General features: G+C 64.7%; 16 protein-coding genes and 1 pseudogene. 4 read left to right on the top strand and 13 right to left on the bottom strand.

Annotated elements, in window-relative coordinates:
- The 7 genes and pseudogenes from EN993_RS03175 to EN993_RS03195 all read right to left on the bottom strand — a co-directional run.
- Window positions 1–738 (bottom strand): GntR family transcriptional regulator (locus tag EN993_RS03175; RefSeq protein ID WP_164757524.1); only part of this gene is annotated, 738 nt, incomplete at its 3' end.
- 139 nt (window positions 739–877) lie between these two features.
- Window positions 878–1,594, bottom strand: coding sequence for an E3 binding domain-containing protein (locus EN993_RS03180; protein WP_127262354.1), 717 nt, complete (start codon window positions 1,592–1,594; stop codon window positions 878–880).
- A complete protein-coding gene (locus tag EN993_RS03185; RefSeq protein ID WP_127262355.1) occupies window positions 1,591–2,601 on the bottom strand; it encodes a C-terminal binding protein in 1,011 nt (336 codons plus the stop codon). The genes EN993_RS03180 and EN993_RS03185 overlap by 4 nt, the downstream gene beginning before the upstream one ends.
- A 31-nt stretch (window positions 2,602–2,632) precedes the next feature.
- A complete protein-coding gene (locus tag EN993_RS37615; protein ID WP_245468615.1) occupies window positions 2,633–3,919 on the bottom strand; it encodes a transketolase C-terminal domain-containing protein in 1,287 nt (428 codons plus the stop codon).
- A 186-nt stretch (window positions 3,920–4,105) separates the two neighbouring features.
- A pseudogene (locus EN993_RS37620) lies at window positions 4,106–4,432 on the bottom strand (thiamine pyrophosphate-dependent enzyme); the annotation flags it as partial.
- Window positions 4,333–4,941, bottom strand: coding sequence for a thiamine pyrophosphate-dependent dehydrogenase E1 component subunit alpha (locus EN993_RS37625; protein ID WP_245468617.1), 609 nt, complete (start codon window positions 4,939–4,941; stop codon window positions 4,333–4,335). The gene EN993_RS37625 and the pseudogene EN993_RS37620, both read right to left, overlap by 100 nt.
- A gap of 220 nt (window positions 4,942–5,161) precedes the next feature.
- Complete coding sequence (locus EN993_RS03195; protein ID WP_127262356.1) at window positions 5,162–6,382, bottom strand: mandelate racemase/muconate lactonizing enzyme family protein; 1,221 nt, start codon at window positions 6,380–6,382, stop codon at window positions 5,162–5,164.
- Window positions 6,383–6,501: 119 nt separating this feature from the next.
- Between EN993_RS03195 and EN993_RS03200 the strand changes: the two genes are divergently transcribed.
- Genes EN993_RS03200 through EN993_RS03215 form a run of 4 tightly spaced genes read left to right on the top strand, consistent with a single transcriptional unit; the run spans window position 6,502 to window position 10,067 of the window.
- Window positions 6,502–7,296 (top strand): SDR family oxidoreductase, encoded by a 795-nt coding sequence (locus EN993_RS03200; protein ID WP_127262357.1) that lies wholly within the window; start codon window positions 6,502–6,504, stop codon window positions 7,294–7,296.
- 4 nt (window positions 7,297–7,300) lie between these two features.
- Entirely contained in the window at window positions 7,301–8,041 is a 741-nt protein-coding gene (locus EN993_RS03205) for a transketolase (RefSeq protein ID WP_245468608.1), read from the top strand.
- Window positions 7,975–8,886: a transketolase C-terminal domain-containing protein gene (locus EN993_RS03210; RefSeq protein WP_245468610.1), complete on the top strand. Its 912-nt coding sequence runs from the start codon at window positions 7,975–7,977 to the stop codon at window positions 8,884–8,886. Before EN993_RS03205 ends, EN993_RS03210 begins: the two co-directional genes overlap by 67 nt.
- Window positions 8,887–8,894: 8 nt before the next feature.
- Window positions 8,895–10,067: a mandelate racemase/muconate lactonizing enzyme family protein gene (locus tag EN993_RS03215; RefSeq protein ID WP_127262359.1), complete on the top strand. Its 1,173-nt coding sequence runs from the start codon at window positions 8,895–8,897 to the stop codon at window positions 10,065–10,067.
- On the opposite strand, the gene EN993_RS03220 is transcribed toward EN993_RS03215, so the two are convergent.
- From EN993_RS03220 to EN993_RS03245, 6 genes are all read right to left on the bottom strand, one after another.
- Window positions 10,068–11,099, bottom strand: a complete 1,032-nt coding sequence (locus EN993_RS03220) for a substrate-binding domain-containing protein (protein WP_245468611.1) — start codon at window positions 11,097–11,099, stop codon at window positions 10,068–10,070. It lies immediately after the preceding gene.
- Window positions 11,100–11,255: 156 nt separating this feature from the next.
- Window positions 11,256–11,852 (bottom strand): SDR family oxidoreductase, encoded by a 597-nt coding sequence (locus EN993_RS03225; RefSeq protein WP_245468613.1) that lies wholly within the window; start codon window positions 11,850–11,852, stop codon window positions 11,256–11,258.
- Entirely contained in the window at window positions 11,849–12,628 is a 780-nt protein-coding gene (locus EN993_RS03230; RefSeq protein WP_127262362.1) for an SDR family NAD(P)-dependent oxidoreductase, read from the bottom strand. Before EN993_RS03230 ends, EN993_RS03225 begins: the two co-directional genes overlap by 4 nt.
- 84 nt (window positions 12,629–12,712) lie before the next feature.
- The gene (locus tag EN993_RS03235) at window positions 12,713–13,708 is read right to left on the bottom strand and encodes an ABC transporter permease (RefSeq protein WP_109667096.1); all 996 of its coding nucleotides are present in this window, start codon (window positions 13,706–13,708) and stop codon (window positions 12,713–12,715) included.
- 60 nt (window positions 13,709–13,768) lie between these two features.
- On the bottom strand, window positions 13,769–15,313 hold the full coding sequence (locus EN993_RS03240) for a sugar ABC transporter ATP-binding protein (protein ID WP_127262390.1): 1,545 nt from the start codon (window positions 15,311–15,313) through the stop codon (window positions 13,769–13,771).
- 115 nt (window positions 15,314–15,428) lie between these two features.
- Window positions 15,429–16,391 (bottom strand): sugar-binding protein, encoded by a 963-nt coding sequence (locus tag EN993_RS03245; protein ID WP_127262363.1) that lies wholly within the window; start codon window positions 16,389–16,391, stop codon window positions 15,429–15,431.
- Between the last annotated feature and the right edge of the window lie 516 nt (window positions 16,392–16,907).

The raw sequence follows: 16,907 nt of genomic DNA on the forward strand, positions 1-16,907 counted from the left end.
GCTGAAGAGATCGGCCGGATGCCGCGCGATGGTGAACTCGATGCTCTGCTGGTCGGCCGACTGATAGAGCATCTCCACGCTCAGGACCGCACTGCCAAGAGCGACGCCGAGGTCTTCCGCGATGGCCTCGTCGGCGATCTCGGCGCGGACCGTGACATGCGCGACGTCCAGCCGCAGGCCGAGATGCCGTTGCACCGAGCGAAAGATCAGCACGTCGGAAAAATCGTCCCGCTTCAGCTTCGCTCCGACAGCAGGCGGGAAATAGCTGGTGATCTGCGCCTTCTTCTGCTCGCCCACCGACAGGATGCCGCGCAGGCAGTAGCCCGCCTCGTCCTTGGCCATGCCGAAATGGCGCTGGAGCACGGGGGAAACCTCCTTGCGATAGGATTTCACCGTCAGTTGCGCGTCTTTGGTGAAGGCCGCCATATCGGCGAAGTTCTTGAATTTCCAGCTCAGATTGACGGACGGATTGCGCGCCGTGACCACAGCCGGCTTCGCCGACCGTTTTCTGATCAGCCCGTCGGCCTCGAGGTCTCGCAACGCTTGCCGCACCGTGATCAGGCTAACACCAAAGTGCTCGGCAATGGTCGCTTCCTTCGGCAGTTCGCCGCCGACGGGGAAGGTGCCGTTGCCGATCGGCTCGCGCAATATGTCGGCGAGCTGGCGATACAGCGGCCCGTTCGTGCGGCCGAGCGTGCGCCGGGGAAGACTGTCGATGGTAGGAACGGAGTTATCCATGAGCCTCGTCGCGCCTGTGTCAAAGCTTTTATAATAGCTTCTTCGCTTCGAGGCTATGCTTGTCGCCCAAAAGTGGTTCCGGTTTTGGGATGACGACATGCATAAGGCCAAAAGCCAAGGCTGACGACCATCAACCGTCCTAGACAAAGAGGCGGAGCGGGTGTTCGATCGCCGATTTCAGAGCGGCGAGCCACGCTGCGGCGATACCCTCGTCAACGCTTGCCGCGTCTGTGACGAGCAGGCATTCGGCATGATCACTTGCTGAACTTACCGAGACAGCCAGGCGCATGGCGCGGCCCGGCAACAGCGGCAGCATCAGTGGCCGGATGCTGCTCGCCGGCAGCAGGCGGATGGAAAGCAGCGCCGGCATTTCCGCGTCGTCGCGACTGTCGGCCAGGGCTGCAAGCCGCGTTGCGTGCAGCGACGTCAGGGGCAGCTCAGGGACGGTCGCAAACACCGCTTGCCGGCCTGCCAGTTCCATCGCCACCGAAGTCTCGCCGGCCTTGGCGGCATCCGGGATCTCACCGCATACACGACCCACCGCGCGCAACAGCACGTCGTCAAAGTCGAACGCCCTCCCTGTGCTCTCCAGCGCGGCCAGCAGGTCTCGCAGCGCGGTCAGTGCGACTGACGCCGCAAAGGCGGCAATGCGGGGAGTGGCAACGGAAGGGGCGACGATATCGGGCAAATTCACGGGCGCGGCGACTGGAACGAAGCCCAGCACGTCGGCGCCCAGGATGCGGCCACCCGGTCCGCTGCCACGAAGGGTTTCAAGCGGAAGAGCGCGCTCGCGCGCCAGGCGGCGTGCATAGGGCGAAACAGCCAGCCGCGGTGTCTGCGCCACCGCCATGTTCATTTCAGATACTCTGCATTGACGCAGTTGGTGAGCCGGCCCTCGGCGAGATAGGCGTGCACAACCTCGATCGATTTCAGCCTGAGGTCGCGCATCGAGGCCGGGCTGTAGAAGGCGGCGTGCGGCGTGACGATCAGCCGATTGGCAATCCACGGCTCGCGGGCACGCCAGGCGGCCAGAAGCGGATGGTCGAGATCGCCAGGTTCGTTCGGCAGCACGTCCAGTCCAGCTCCGATGACCGTGCCCTTGCGCATCGCGGCTTCCAGCGCGTCGAGATCGACGATCGGACCGCGCGCCGTGTTGATGAGGACAAGCCCGGGCTTGGCGGCGGCGAAAGCGGCCGCGCCAAGCAGCTTGCGGGTTTCCTCGCTCAACGGGGCGTGGACGCTGACCACATCCGCCCGCGCCATCAGTTCGGCCAGCGAATGGACCCGCTCGTAGCCAGTCGACAGGTCGACACCGGACAGAAGATGCGGATCGTAGAAGACCACCTTCATGTCGAAGGCGGCGGCGCGACGGGCGGTGGCCAGCCCGATGCGGCCAAGCCCGATAATGCCGAAAATGGCGCCCTTGTGCCGGCGCACCAGCGGCGCCTTGGAGAAATGCCAGCCATCGGCGCCGTTGCCGGAGAGCTCCGCGCCGTAGGCGGAGGTGCCGCGCGTCAGCGCCAGCATCAGGCCGATGGCGTGGTCGGCGACTTCGGTCGTGCCATAGTCCGGCACGTTGCAGGCCGGAATCTTGCGCGCACCCCAGCCCGCCGTGTCGATGTTGTCGAAGCCGACGCCGGAACGCACCGCGATCCGTGCCTTGGGAAAGGCGGTCGGGGCGGCTGCGACATTGTGGGTGGGCGAATAGTTGATGACGGCATCGACCGTCTCGCAGACAGCCAGGTCGAGTACGGCTGCTTTGTCGTTGGTCGACCGGGCGAGGATGAGTTCGATGTCGGGATAGTGCTCGCGCTCGAGTTCGGCTTCGTCGGCGGCTTGCCAGTTGGCGCACAAGATCTTCATGCTTGCCCTTCGGAATGTTTGGGAGAGAGGACTATTTCTTGATACCGCCGATGCGGCCGCCCATCGGCACGACGGCGCCGACCGGCTGGTCGATCGCGGCAAGCGTGCCGCTGATCGGCGCCTCGATCTCGACCACGGCCTTGTCGGTTTCGATCTCGGCGATCAGTTCGCCCTCCTTGACCGCATCGCCGACCGCCTTCAGCCATTTGACGACGGTGCCCTCGCTGACGGTGAGGTCGCCGAACGGCATCGTTATCGGCTCGTCGTCGCTGGCGGCAGGTGCGGTCGTTGGCGCCGGCGTGGCGGGTTGCGGCTTGGCCGGGACAGGCGCGAGATTAGCCGGCACAGCACTTTTCAGGCCGACCGTGTACCAGTGATCCGGCACCGGCGGCTTGCCTGATATGACGTCGCGCACACCCTGGACGATGCGCGCCGTGTCGACCAGCATGGCGCGCTCCAGCACCGGCGCGAAGGGATGCGAGGTCGGCGCCGTGTGCAGTCTTCCGGGCGGAGCGTCGAGCTCGTCAAAGGCGAGTTCGTTGATCGCTTGCGCGATCTCGCCGCCAAGCCCGCACATCGCCCAGGCTTCATCGACGATGAGCAGGCGATGGGTTTTCCGCACACTGGCGACGATGGTGTCGATGTCGAGCGGCATGATGGTGCGCGGGTCGATCACCTCGGCCTCGATGCCCTCAATGGCCAGCGCCTGCGCCGCCTCCAGCGCGCGCTGCACCATCTGCCCGGCGGCGACGATGGTGATGTCGGTGCCGGCCCGGGCGATACGCGCGACGCCGAACGGCACATAATGTTCGCCGGTGGGCACCTCGCCCTTGGACGCGAACAGCGCCTTGGGTTCGAGCATGATAACCGGGTCACCGGCCTTGAGCGCCGTCTTCATCAGGCCCTTGGCGTCGGCCGGGGTCGAGGGCACGCAAACGATGAGGCCCGGCATGTGGGCGAAGACCGGGTGATAGATGCCGCTATGATGCGGGCCGGAACTGCGCAGCGCTCCGGCGCCGACCCGCACAACCATCGGCGCGCTCATCAGGCCGCTGGTCATGTAGCGCAGCTTCGCCGCCTGCAAAAAAATCTGCCCGGCGGTCTCGAAGGCGAAGTCGGCGAACATCAGGTCCGAGACGGTGCGGGCGCCGGTGGCCGAGGCGCCGACGGCGGCCGCGGTAAAGCCCTGTTCTGAGATCGGCGTGTCGACCATCCGCTCGGCGCCGAACTCCTGCCACAGGTTCTTTGTGTGGGCGAAGCTGCCGCCGCGTTCGCCGGTGCCTTCGCCGAAATAGAGGATCGCCGGATCGGCGCGCATCTCCTCGGCAATGCCGTCGCGCACGGCTTCGAGCCAGCCTTGCACGCGCGTCTCGCTGACGGCACGCCAAGCCAAGGCGGCGGGCGGGTTGATCGGATCGGCAAAGACATGCAGACGCACGGTCGCCGGATCGGGCTCGGGCGAGTTGCGGGCGAAGGCCAGCGCCTCCTCGACGACCTTCTCGATCCGGCTTTCGATGGCCGCCAGCGCTTCAGCATCGGCGACGCCATAATCCTCGACCAGCTTCTTGCGGAACATGTCGATCGGATCGCGCTTGATCCAGGAGTCGAGTTCTTCCTGCGTCCGGTAGGTGCCGATGACCGGATCACCCTCATGGTGGCCGACGGTGCGGTAGGTCTTGGCCTCGATCAGCGTCGGACCCTTGCCGGCACGGGCGCGCTCGGTGGCTTCCTTCATCGCCAGCCAGACGGCGAAGACGTCGTTGCCGTCGACCGCCACGCCAGGCATGCCGTAGGAGGCGGCCTTGGTGGCGATCTCGGGATTGAGCGTGACGGAGTTGAGCGGCGTCGCCGTGGCGTAGAGATTGTTCTCGCAGACGAAGACAGCGGGGCCCGCTGCACAGCGGCGAAGTTGAGCGCTTCGTGGAAGCCGCCATGGTTGGCGGCGCCGTCGCCGAAGAAGGCGACGCCGATGTCGTCGCGTCCTTGCTGGCGCGCGCTCATGCCGATGCCGACGGCATGGCCGATGCCGGCAGCGACGATGCCGTTGGTGCCGAACAGGCCGACCGAGCGGTCATAGAGATGCATGGTGCCGCCGCGGCCGCCGCAGATGCCGTCGGTCTTGCCGAACAGTTCGGCCATCACCCGTCCCGGATTGGCGCCCTTGGCCAGCGCGTGACCGTGGCCACGATGGGTCGAGGTGACCCAGTCGGTCGGGCGCAGATGCGCGCAGACGCCAACGCCGGTCGCCTCCTCACCGATATAGAGATGCAGGAAGCCGGGCGTCTCACCCTTGCGGCAGGCGATCTGGGCAATGCTTTCGAAGCGGCGCAACAGCACCATGCGTTCGAACAAATCGAGCAGGACCTTCCGGTCGGGGAGGTTTGGCGCACCCCTGGAATCCTCGCGTGCGCGCGCCGCAGAAATTGCCACCAAAGCCTCCCTGAACCCGTCTGCGCCGGTCGGCTCAGCGCCGGCGGCGAGCTTGTGGATCGCCCGCTTCGGTTCATCATAGATTATAATAGCATAATGTCTACTGGCTCAGAAAAGAGCCTGATGACGGCTAGATTTTGGTGATGCGCACCGTCGCGTCAGGCCGCTGGAACAACTCCGGCCGCAGGCTGAGACCAAGCCCCGGCCCTTCGAGCGGCGCGACATGGCCGTCCTTGACCGGCGGAATGTCGGCGACAATCTCGGTGTACCAGCCGGTGAAATAGGCGCGCACCGCTTCCTGGTAGTTGACGTTCGGCAAGGTGGCCGAGAGTGCGCAGCTGGCGGCATAGACGATCGGCCCGGTGCAGTCATGCAGGGTCACCGGCAGTTCGCTGGCCTCGGCCATGTTGGCGATCTTGCGCGCTTCCGAGAGCCCGCCGCACCAGGCAAGATCGATCATGATCACGCTAGCCGCGCGCTTGTCGATCAACTGCTTGAACATCTGCCGCGAGGCAAGCCGCTCGCTGGCGGCGACGGGTATCGAGGTGTGGCGGGCGAGCTCGGCCATGGCGTCGAGCTCGTTGTAGCGGATCGGCTCCTCCAGCCAGGCGACATCGTAGGGCTTCAGCGCCTCGGCGATGCGCAGCGCTGGCGGCAACGTCCACAGCCCGTGCAGCTCGACCATGATCTCCATGTCGCGGCCAACGGCGTCGCGGATCTTCTGGAAAGGCTCCAGCGCCTTGTCGAGGTCGGCAAGCGAGATGCGGGTGCCATTCGAGGCCTCGGCGGCGATGTCGAATGGCCATATCTTCATCGCGCCGATGCCTTCCGACTTCAGGCTCCTGGCGAGGTCGCCGGCATTGTAGCGCCAGGCAAGCAGATCCTCATACGGACTTTCGTTCGAATCGCCCGCCTTGAGCGACCAGTCCTCGCCACGCTCGAACAGCGCGTTCTTCTTCGTGGCGCGGACATGTTTGTAGCCGGCGCAAGTGTTGTAGATCGGCACGGTTCTGTGCGTGCGCCCACCAAGCAACCGCCAGACCGGCTCGCGGAGCGCTTGGCCGTAGATGTCCCACAGCGCGATGTTGACGGCGGAGTTGCCACGCACCTCGGCCCCGGAATCGCGCGCGCCGACATAGACGCTGCCCAGCGTTCGGTCGTGCAGCTCTATGTCGCGCGGATCCTTGCCCAGGAGATAGGCGGCGACATTGTCGTGGATGTAGGAAGCGACCGGCCCCGGCGCCCAGAAGGTCTCGCCGGTGCCGATAAGGCCGGCATCGGTGTGGACGCGCAGCCAGAATAGGAACGGGAACTCCGCCAGCTGCAGCGTTTCGAGCGCGACGACTTTCATCTTTTTTCTCTCCATTCCAACCGACCGCACGGTCGATGGGACAATAGCACATCCCCGTTGACAGCCATTTATGGTACCGGTATCAATCCCGTCAAGATGGCCACCAGGAGGGTGTTCGCTTGCCTACCGAAAATCAAAATACGACGCCAAGGAGAGCGCTGGTCACCGGCGCCGCCGGCGGCCTCGGCCGTGAGGTGGCGATCCAGTTGGCCCGGCGCGGCTCTGTCGTCGCGGTCACCGACATCAATGGAGAAGGACTGGCCGAGACCGTCAGGCAGATCGGCGAAACCGGTATGGAAAGCGAAAGCATCATCAGCGATTTCACGCTGGAGGGCGCGCCGGAAGCGGCGGTGAGAAAAGTGGTCGCGCGCTGGGGTGGCATCGACATCCTGGTCAACAATGCCGGCTATGGCGTGATCGAGCCGTTCCTCGACGCCACCTACAAATCCTGGACCCGCACGCTGGCGCTCAATGTCACCGCCCTTGCCATGGCCTGCAAGGCGGCGGGCCGGGTGATGCGCGAGCAGCGCTCCGGGCGCATCGTCAACATCACCTCGCCGGGCTCGCGCATGGCACTGCCTGACTACACCGCCTACACCGCCAGCAAGGCCGGCGTCGATTCCATCACCCGTGCCGCCGCGGTGGCGCTGGCCCCCTATGGCGTGCTGGTCAACAGCCTGGCGCCCGGCATGATGGACACCGAGATGCAGCGTTCGACGGAGGCCGATCTGGCCCGCGCCAACGGCCGCAACGATCTGCAGACCTTTCTCGACGAGCGCACCCGCCGCATTCCGCTCGGCCGCCGCGCCGAGATTTCCGAGGTGGCCGAAGCGGTGGTGTGGCTCTGCCTCGATTCGCCCGCTTACATGACCGCCGAGCGGCTCAACATGTCGGGTGGGCTCGACAAGGACTGATCCGATGCAGCGAAACTCCCCTCCCGGCAGCGCCGATATCGGCGCGCTCGAACGCAAGGCAAGGCGGCTGCGTCGCCACATGCTGACCATGGCGCGCGGCCAGGGCCAGGGTTATATCGGCCAGGGTCTGGGTATCGCCGATGCGCTGGCGGCGCTGTATTTCCACGAACTGCGCTACGACCCGCACAATCCAGCCTGGCCCGATCGCGACCGCTTCCTGCTGTCGACCGGGCACTATTCCATCGCGCTGTGGGCGGCACTTGCCGAGGCCGGCATCATTCCGGTCGAGGAGCTTGTCACCTACGGCGCCGACAACAGCCGGCTGGAGATGTCGACGCTCGACACCACGCCCGGCGTCGAAATGATCGGTGGCTCGCTCGGCCACGGTCTGGGGCAAGGCGTCGGCCAGGCGCTGGGCTTGCGCGTCGACCGTTCCGACGCGCGCGTCTTCGTCGAGCTTTCCGATGGCGAGATGCAGGAGGGCTCGACCTGGGAAGCGGCGATGTCGGCCAGCCATTTCAGGCTCGACGGGCTGGTAGCGCTGATCGACTGCAACGGCATCCAGGCCGACGGACCTGTCGTGCTCGACATGGAACCTGTAGCCGACAAATGGCGCGCCTTCGGCTGGGAAACATTCGAGATCGACGGCAACGACATGACGGCGGTGGTCGGCACAGCGTGGAGGCACCGTTCGGCCGGGCGCTCGCAAAACTTGGCCAGAGTCAGCCCGATATTGTCGGGCTGACCGCTGATCTCGGCAAATATACCGACATCCTGCCGTTCCGCGACGCCTTCCCGGACCGCTTCTTCAATGTCGGCATGGCCGAGCAGAATCTCGTGGCCGTCGCCGCCGGGCTGGCGCGCACCGGCAAGGTGCCGTTCGCCACCACCTATGGCGTGTTCGCGACGCGGCGTGCCTATGATTTCGTCGCCATCGCGCTTGCCCACTCCAACCTCAACGTCAAGATCGTCGCCGGCCTGCCCGGCCTGACGACCGGCTATGGCGGCACCCATCAGGCGATCGAGGATCTGGCGCTGATGCGCATGATCCCCGGTCTCACCATCATCGATCCCTGCGACGCGACCGAGATCGAGGCCGCAACCAAGGCGATCGCCGAGCATCAGGGACCGGTCTATATGCGGCTGCTGCGCGGCAGCGTGCCTATCGTGTTCGAACCCGGCTACATCTTTGATATCGGCAAGGCACGTCACCTTCGCCACGGTTCGGATATCGGTATCATCTCTACCGGCTTCATGACCGAGCGGGCGCTGGACGCGGCGGACGCCTTGCGCAAACAGGGGACCTCCGTCGGCGTGTTGCATGTTCCGACCATAAAGCCGTTCGATGCCGAAGCGGTGGCCGAGTTTGCCGACTCAGTTGGCCGTATTGTCACGGCAGAAAACCATGTCGTGGTCGGTGGATTGGCGAGCCTTGTCGTCGAGACCTTGTTCGATGCCGGTATTGCGAAGAAGGTAACGCGCATCGGCCTGCCCGACCGCTACATCGAATGCGGCGCGGTGCCGACCTTGCAAGCGAAATATGGCCTGACGACCGAGGCCGTCATCGCGACGATCGCTGCGCTGAGTTAGGGTTCCGCATGAAGATCACCGAGATCGAGACCTTTGCCGTCGGCGCCGGCTGGAAGAACTGGCTATTCGTCAAAGTGCATACCGACAAGGGCATTCACGGTGTCGGCGAAGGCACGCTGAACGGCTTCATCAAGACCACCGAAGCCGGCGTGCATGAACTCAAGCATCTCGCCATCGGCCAGGACCCGCGTCGCATCAATGCGCTAGCCAAACGCATGCTGGACAGTGTTTCGCTCGACGGCGGCCATATCCACCGCACGGTGATCGCGGCGATCGAGGTCGCCTGCTGGGACATACTGGGCAAGAGCCTCGGCGTGCCTATCCACCAGCTACTCGGCGGCCAGGTGCGCGACAGCGTGCTCGGCTACGCCAATGGCTGGTACCGTACCGAGCGCACGCCGGAGGCTTTTCTCGAGGCCGCCAAGGCAGTGCTGGCCAAGGGCTTCAAGGCGTTCAAGCTCGATCCGTTCGGCACCGCGCAAGGTTTTATCGCGCGCGAGGAGCTGGAGCTGTCCTACGCCATCTGCCGGGCCTTGCGCGATGAACTGCCGAAGGACACGCTGATCCTGATCGACGTGCATGCGCGCTTCACCGAGATCGCCGCCCTGCAGGCGGCGCAAAAATTCGCCGATCTCGACATCTACTGGTGGGAGGAGCCGACCTCGCGCGACCGCCAGGAAACCGTGCACGAAGTGGCGCATCGATCGCCGATTCCGGTGGCGACCGGCGAGATGTACGACACGGTCGGCCAATTCTACACGCTGGCGGCAGGCGGTGGCGTCAACATCTTCCAGCCCGAGCCGATGTCGCTCGGCGGCATCACGCCGTCGATGCAGGTGGCCAATCTGGCGCTCGCCCATGGCAGCCATATCGCGCCACATCAGAGCGGCGGGCCGGTGGCAACGGCTGTGTGCCTGCAGCTGGCCGCGGCCGTGCCGAACTTCCTCATCCAGGAGCATTTCGACGCCTTCAACGACCCGTGGACGCGCGACCTCGTCACCTGGCATCCGACCGTCAGTCCGGACAATGGCCATCTGTCGCTGCCGCACGCGCCGGGGCTCGGCATCGATCTCAACATCGAAGCGATAAAGGAGCACCCCTACGATCCCCACGCCTATCTCAACGTCCATGCCGAAGGCTGGGAAAAGCGCCTCGGGCGACGGGAAGAGCGGAAGAACTGATCAGGCGCTGTCGCGGTCGACGATCTCGAAGCCGAGGCTGGTGATGGTCGGCACCTTGGTGTTGCCGCCGAGCCGTGCCAGCAATTGCCGCACGGCGCGCCGGCCCATCTCGTAGCGATTGACCTTGACCGTGGTCAGCGGCGGATAAAGCTGGGCTGCCAGATCCATGTCGCCATAGCCGGCGATCGCGATCCTGCCCGGCACCGCCCAGCGGCGGCGGTGGCATTCCTGTACGGCGCCGACGGCGAGTGTGTCGCTGGAAAAGAAGATGGCATCGATATCCCTGTGGCGGGAGGTCAACGTCACCAGCGCATCGGCACCGCCTTGGGCGGTGATCGGCACCTCGACCTCCATGTCGTCATGATTCTTGATACCGAGTTCGGTGAGTGCGGCGTGATAGCCGGTGCGGCGCTGCTGCAGGCGGTCATTGCCGTGGATGGGCGTCGAGACGAAGCCGATGCGCTTGTAGCCCTTGGCCGCCAGATGCATGGTCATGGCATAGGCGGTCTCGAAATTGGAGACGCCGACCACCATGTCGATCGGCTTGCGGCCCTTGATCTCGGATATCTCTACCACCGGTGCGCCGCTGCTCTTGAGAAGCGCGCGGGCGACCTCGCTTTGTACGAAGCTCTGCAGGATCATGCCGACCGGGCGCCAGCCGAGCAGATTGCGGATCGATTTCTCCTCGGCTTCCTGCGTGAACTCGCCCTGCACCAGGAGCATCGAATAGCCGCTCTCATGGCACTCGTCGGACATGCCTTGCACCTGCTCGGCGATGCCCGAATTGATCAACGGCGGCACCACGGTGCCGATCATGCGGCCATTGCCGCGCATGCTCGACGCCAGCCGGTTGGGCACGAAGCCGGCCTGCTCGATGGCTTCGAGCACCTTGGCGCGCGTCTCCGGCGACACCATGTCCGGATTGGAGAGCGCGCGCGACACCGTCATCGGCGCGACGCCGACGCGCTTGGCGATCTCGCGGACGCCAAGGCGCTGCGGCTTCTTCTCGCCCGCCGGCGGTCTATCGGTCATCACCATGCTCCAAGAGGGCGCGATCCAGCACTTCCTGCGGATCACGCGACATCAGCCATTCATAGCGGTTGCGAGGGGCGCTTTCCAGCGACGCGCCAAGCTGTCCCCGAGGCCCGATAATTCGCGAGGGGCTCGCCGGCGTCGAGCACCAACAATTTAGAAATTGCGCCCATAGCCTGCCATCCATCCACCGTCGACCCCCAGCATCTGGCCCGTCGTATAGGTGTTCAGGGGATCGCAGAAGAACAGCACGGCTGCAACGGCTTCCTCGATGCTGCCGGCGCGGCCGACAGGGGTGTGGCTGAGCATCGCCTTGTCGCCGGAAACCATGGTTTCATCCTCAACCGCGCCGACGCCGACGGCATTGACCAGCACCTTCGGGCCGAACTCCATGGCCAGCGTGCGCATGCCGGCGAGGATCGAGGCGTTGTCCATGGAAAAGCGCGGGTGGCGGCGCATCGGCATGCCGGCGGTGGCCGACACCAGGAAGACGATGCGGCCGCTGCCACGCTCGGTCATGGTCACGGCAGCCTTGCGCGCATCGGCGTAAAGCGATCGCGGATCTCCCGCCACCGTTCCCGGCCGCAGCGGACAGGACATCAGCAGGATATCGGCGTCGCGCGCATGTGAGCCCTCGACCAGCAGGCCGCCATTGGCCAGCAGCGCGGCAAGCGCTGCCTCGGCGATCAGGTTACTGTCGCCATCAAGGGCAATCGCTGCGCCATCAAGGTCGATTTCCATGGCTTTACTCACATCATGTATCCTGCCGTCCAGCCGCCATCGACGGCCAGCACCTGGCCGTTGATGTAGCTGGCGGCCGGCGAGGCCAGGAACAGCACGGTTTCCGCGATCTCCTCCGGCTGGGCCGGGCGGGCGAGCGGGACATGGGCAAGGAATTCCTGCGTGCGGCCGGCGAACTTGCCGTCGTCGCCATAGAACAGTTTTGCCGTCAGCGCCGTCATCACCGAGCCCGGCGCGATCGCGTTGGTCAGGATGCCCTTGGCTCCGAGTTCGATGGCCATCGATCGCGTCAGATGGATGATGCCGGCCTTGGCGGCGACGAAGGGGCTTTGCAGCCGCATGGCGGCAAGCCCGACGACCGAGGCGATGTTGACGATGCGCCCGCCCCTGCCGGCGGCGAGCATGGGCGCCAATGCCGCGCGGCTCATGATGTAGAGACCGTCGAGATCGATGCCGGTGATGCGATCCCATTCCTCGGGGGGAAATTCGTCAATGGTGACGCGATGCGCCAGCGTGTTGACGCCGGCATTGTTGATGAGGATGTCGAGCCGGCCGTGGCGCTCCATGATGGCGGCGATCGCACTGTCTACCGATGCGGCATCGCGGATGTCGACTGGGCAGGCGATCGCATCGCTCAAACCGGCCGCGATCTGGCTCGCACCATCGCTGTTGATGTCGGCGACGACGACCGCGGCGCCATTGTCGGACAGGCGTTTGGCGATGGAACTGCCGATCGCGCCCGCGGCTCCGGTGACCAGCGCTACCTTGCCTCGCAAATCGCAGCGCATGTCTCGTCCGCCCCCGACCAAGTTCGGGTTATGCTATTATAATAATCTCAAAGCGCGGACAAGCTGTCGTGTCGCGGCCGGCGGTTATTCCGCGGCCGCGCCGGCGGCGCTTTTGCGGGTGGCATCGACCATCAGCCGCCGTTCCCGGAACACCCCCCATTGCTGGTCGACCAGCACGCCGATGAGGATGACGCCGCCCATCACCGCGAAGTTGAGCGAAGACGGAATGCCGAGCAGGTTGACGAGGTTCTGCAGCTCCTGCAGCAGCACCGTGCCGAGGATGACGCCGATCAGCGAGCCCTCGCCGCCGCGCAGCGAGAAGCCGCCGAGCACGGCGGCTGCGATGGCGTAGAGTTCGTAGAACTGGCCGTGGCTGGCCGGCGAGATCGAGCGCGTGTACATGGCGAAATAGATCGCCGACAGCGCCGTCAGCACGCCGCAGATGACGTAAGCCGCCATGACGACGCGGCCGGTGCGGATGCCGGAGTATTTCGCCGCCTCCTCGTTCTTGCCGATGGCGTAGAGATAGCGGCCGAACACCGAGCGGTGCAGCACCACCCACATGACGATGGAAATGACGATCAGCGCGATGAAGCTGTTCGGCACGCCGTAGGAGCGCCCGGCGGTGAGGAATTCGAGGTCGGGAAAGTTCTGGCCGAAGGCGAAGCCTGCGGTGCCGTCAGCGGTGTAGAAGCGGGCGACGCCGCGATAGATCAAGAGGCCGCACAAAGTGACGACAAAGGGCTGCAGCTTGAGCCTTGTGATCAGCCAGCCATGCACCAGGCCGATGATGGCGCCGAGCACGAGGATCAGCACGAAGGCCAGCGGCCACGCCACCTCGCGCACGGCGATGAAGTCGATGAACAGCGTTCCCAGCAGCGCGACCACCGAGCCGACCGACAGTTCGATGCCGCCGGTGATGATGACGAAGGCCTGGCCGATCGACAGGATGCCGAACAAGCCGATCAGGTTCGAGGTGTTGGCGAGGTTGATCGGCAACAGGAAGCGCGGATTGATGATCGCCACGATGGCGCCGACCACCAGGATCAGGATCAGCAGGCCGAGATCTTTCTTGCTCATCGTCTTCTCCCCAATGCCTGCCCGGGCAGGTTCCGCGAGACCTGCGGCAAAAACAAAAAACTATTTCGGCTGCTTGCCCACCGCCAGCAGCAGCACGTTTTCCTGGCTGAACCCGTCCTTGTCGAGAATGCCCGAAATCTGGCCCTCATGCATGACGGCGATGCGGTCGGACACGCCGATCACCTCTTCCATGTCCGAGGAGATCATCAGCACGGCGACGCCGGCATCGGCCAATGCGCGCATCAGGCCATAGATTTCCGCCTTGGCGCCGATGTCGATGCCGCGCGTCGGCTCGTCGAGGATCATCACTTTCGGATTCATGGCCAGCCACTTGCCGAGCACGACCTTCTGCTGGTTGCCGCCCGACAGCGTGCCGGTGCGCGTCTGCACCGACGGCGCCTTGATGCCGAGATTGCTCTTCTGCTTCTCGGCGGTGGCGGTCTCGGCGCTTGCCGAAACCAGGGAGCGGCGCGCATGCGCCGGCAGATTGGGCAGCGAAATGTTCTGGGCGATCGACAGGTCGAGCAGGATGCCGGTCAGCTTGCGGTCTTCCGGCACCAGGAAGATGCCATGCGCGACGGCATCGGCCGCGGAAGCCAGCGCAAGCGGCTTGCCGTCGAGCTCGAGCGCGCCGCCAAGCTTCGAGTCGATACCGAAAAACACCCGCGCCAACTCGGTGCGGCCGGAGCCGACAAGGCCGGCAAGGCCGAGGATTTCGCCGCGCCTGACATCGAGATCGACCGGCCGGCCGGGATAGGCCGGCGTGCGGATGGCCTTGGCCGCAAGGGCGACAGCGCCGGGCGGACGCGCCGCCTCGGAGGCTTTTTCGCGCTCCTTCAGCATGCGGCCGATCATCAGCTTGACCATCTGGTCGTGGCCGATGTCGCGCTTTTGCAAAGTGCCGGCCAGCATGCCGTCGCGCAGCACGACGACGCGGTCGGCGACGCGCTCGACCTCGTGCAGGCGGTGCGAAATGAAGATGACGCTGATGCCGTCGGCCTTCAGCGCCTTGATGACGTCGAGCAATTTGTCGGTCTCGGCGAGCGGCAGGCTCGATGTCGGCTCGTCGAGGATGACCAGCCGTGCCTCGATCGACAGCGCCTTGGCGATCTCGACCATCTGCTGCTGGGCGAGCGACAGGGTCGCGACCTGCGTGTCGGCGGAGAAATTGGCACCGACGCGCTTCAGCAGCGGCGCCACCATGGTGCGCAGCTTTGCGCGGTCGACGAGCTTGAGCGGCCCGGCGCGCAACGGCTCCCGGCCAAAGAAGATGTTGGCGGCGACATCGAGATTGTCGAACAGGTTGAGTTCCTGGTGGACGAAGGCGATGCCCGACCCCAGGCTGCCTTCGACGGAGAGCCTGTCATGCGCGGTGCCGTCGACGGTGATCGTGCCGCTGTCCGGCGTGGTGACGCCGCCGAGGATCTTCATCAAGGTCGATTTGCCGGCGCCGTTTTCGCCGACGAGGCCGATGACCTCGCCCGGCCTGACCTCCATGGAGAAGCCGTCGAGCGCGACGACGCCCGGATAGGTCTTCCGCACGTTCTCAAGGCTGAGGAACGGGGCGGTCACGGATGCAGCAATGGATGTGTCGGAATAATTCATCATGCCTGACAGCGATTGGCGGGCCGATCTTTTGGCAGACTGACGATCCTCGCGGTGTTCGTCAATGCGAGCAGCCGGCCCAAGCGACGTTGAGCCGGCTGAACTGCATTATGTCTTAGTTTCCGGACATCGCCTTCAGATTGGCGGCATAGGCGTCGACGTCATCCTTGCCGATGATCTTGGTCGGGATGATGATGAGGTTGCCTGCCGGGATGCCCGACTTGTCGCCCTTGAGATAGGCAGCCATCAGCTTCATGCCCTGATAGGCCCATTCGAAGGGCTGCTGCACGACGGTGGCGGCAACGGTGCCTTCCTTGACGCCGCCCAACGTGATCGGATCGTCATCGAAACCGACGACGGTGATCGAGCCGAGCTTGCCGGCATCGCGCAGCGCTTCATAGATGCGCGGCGTGTTGTAGGAGTAGAAGCCGACCATGCAGGTGACGTCGGGGCTGGCGACCAGCGCGTCCTCGACGTTCTTCTTGGCGCGCGCCTGGTCGATGTCGTCGCCGCGCACGTCGATCAGCTCGATCTTGGTGCCGGCCAGGCCATCCTTCATGCCCTGGATGCGCTCCTTGGCATTGTCGGCGCCGAGCAGGCCGACGAAGCCGAGGCACTTGCCGCCATTGGGCATCGCCTTCTTGGCGATTTCGGCCGCCTGCTTGCCGGCATCGACATTGGACGAGCCGATATAGGCGACGCGCTTGGTCTGCGGGGCGTCGCTATCGGTGGTGAACAGCGCCGTTTCCGAGGCGATCTTGTTGAGGCCATCGGTGGAGGTCTTCGGATCGACGGCCGAGACCATGATGCCCTTGACGCCGGCGGTCACCAAATCGTCCATCAGCCGCTGCTGGATGGCGACCGAGGACTGCTCGGGATATTTGAGCTCGAGCGTGTAGTCCGGCAGCTCGCCCTGCGCCTTCTTGACGCCGGCTTCGGCGGCCTTCCAGAAATCGGAAGCGCCGTTGACGACGAAGGCCAGCGTCGGCTTGTCGTCGGCGCGCGCGATTGCCGTGGCCGACAGGCCAAGCAGCAGCGCGGTCGCGGCTACGGATGCATTTCGTATCAAGGATTTCATGTTCAACCTCCCGTTTGGCTCAGTCGTTGGACCGGCCGATCTTGCACTGACCTGATTTTGCCGTTTGCAGCTTGGACGCCCTCCTCCTCAAAGGGGTTCCCGGCACCGAAAGAATGGCGTCGTTCCAGCCACGACAGCGACCTTAGAGACTCATCCTTCATTCGTAAATAGTCCGATTTGTCAGACATATCACATATTCGACACAAGGCTCGCGGAGGTAAGATCCGCTCGCCATCGGGCTATTTCTCGTACACTCCCGCCGCTCCGGACCAACCGGGCCGGACGCGACGGATTGACGGTACAGCGCATTTTTGTATTAGTAAACAGTATTAGTTTCGAGGTGCATTCTGAAGACATGACCGTGGTTTCGCGGCCTATTCGCCGACGAGCCGCCCTCGACTGCGCCAAGGCGAGAGCCTTGCGGCATTTGCGTTTCAACCTGTGCGGAGGCGTATGGCGGATGGACCTTGGGTCACTAATAGTTATAAATGCCCTTTGACGATTTCCATCAATCGA

This window comes from Mesorhizobium sp. M7D.F.Ca.US.004.01.2.1 (assembly GCF_003997785.1).
GTDB lineage: Bacteria > Pseudomonadota > Alphaproteobacteria > Rhizobiales > Rhizobiaceae > Mesorhizobium > Mesorhizobium loti.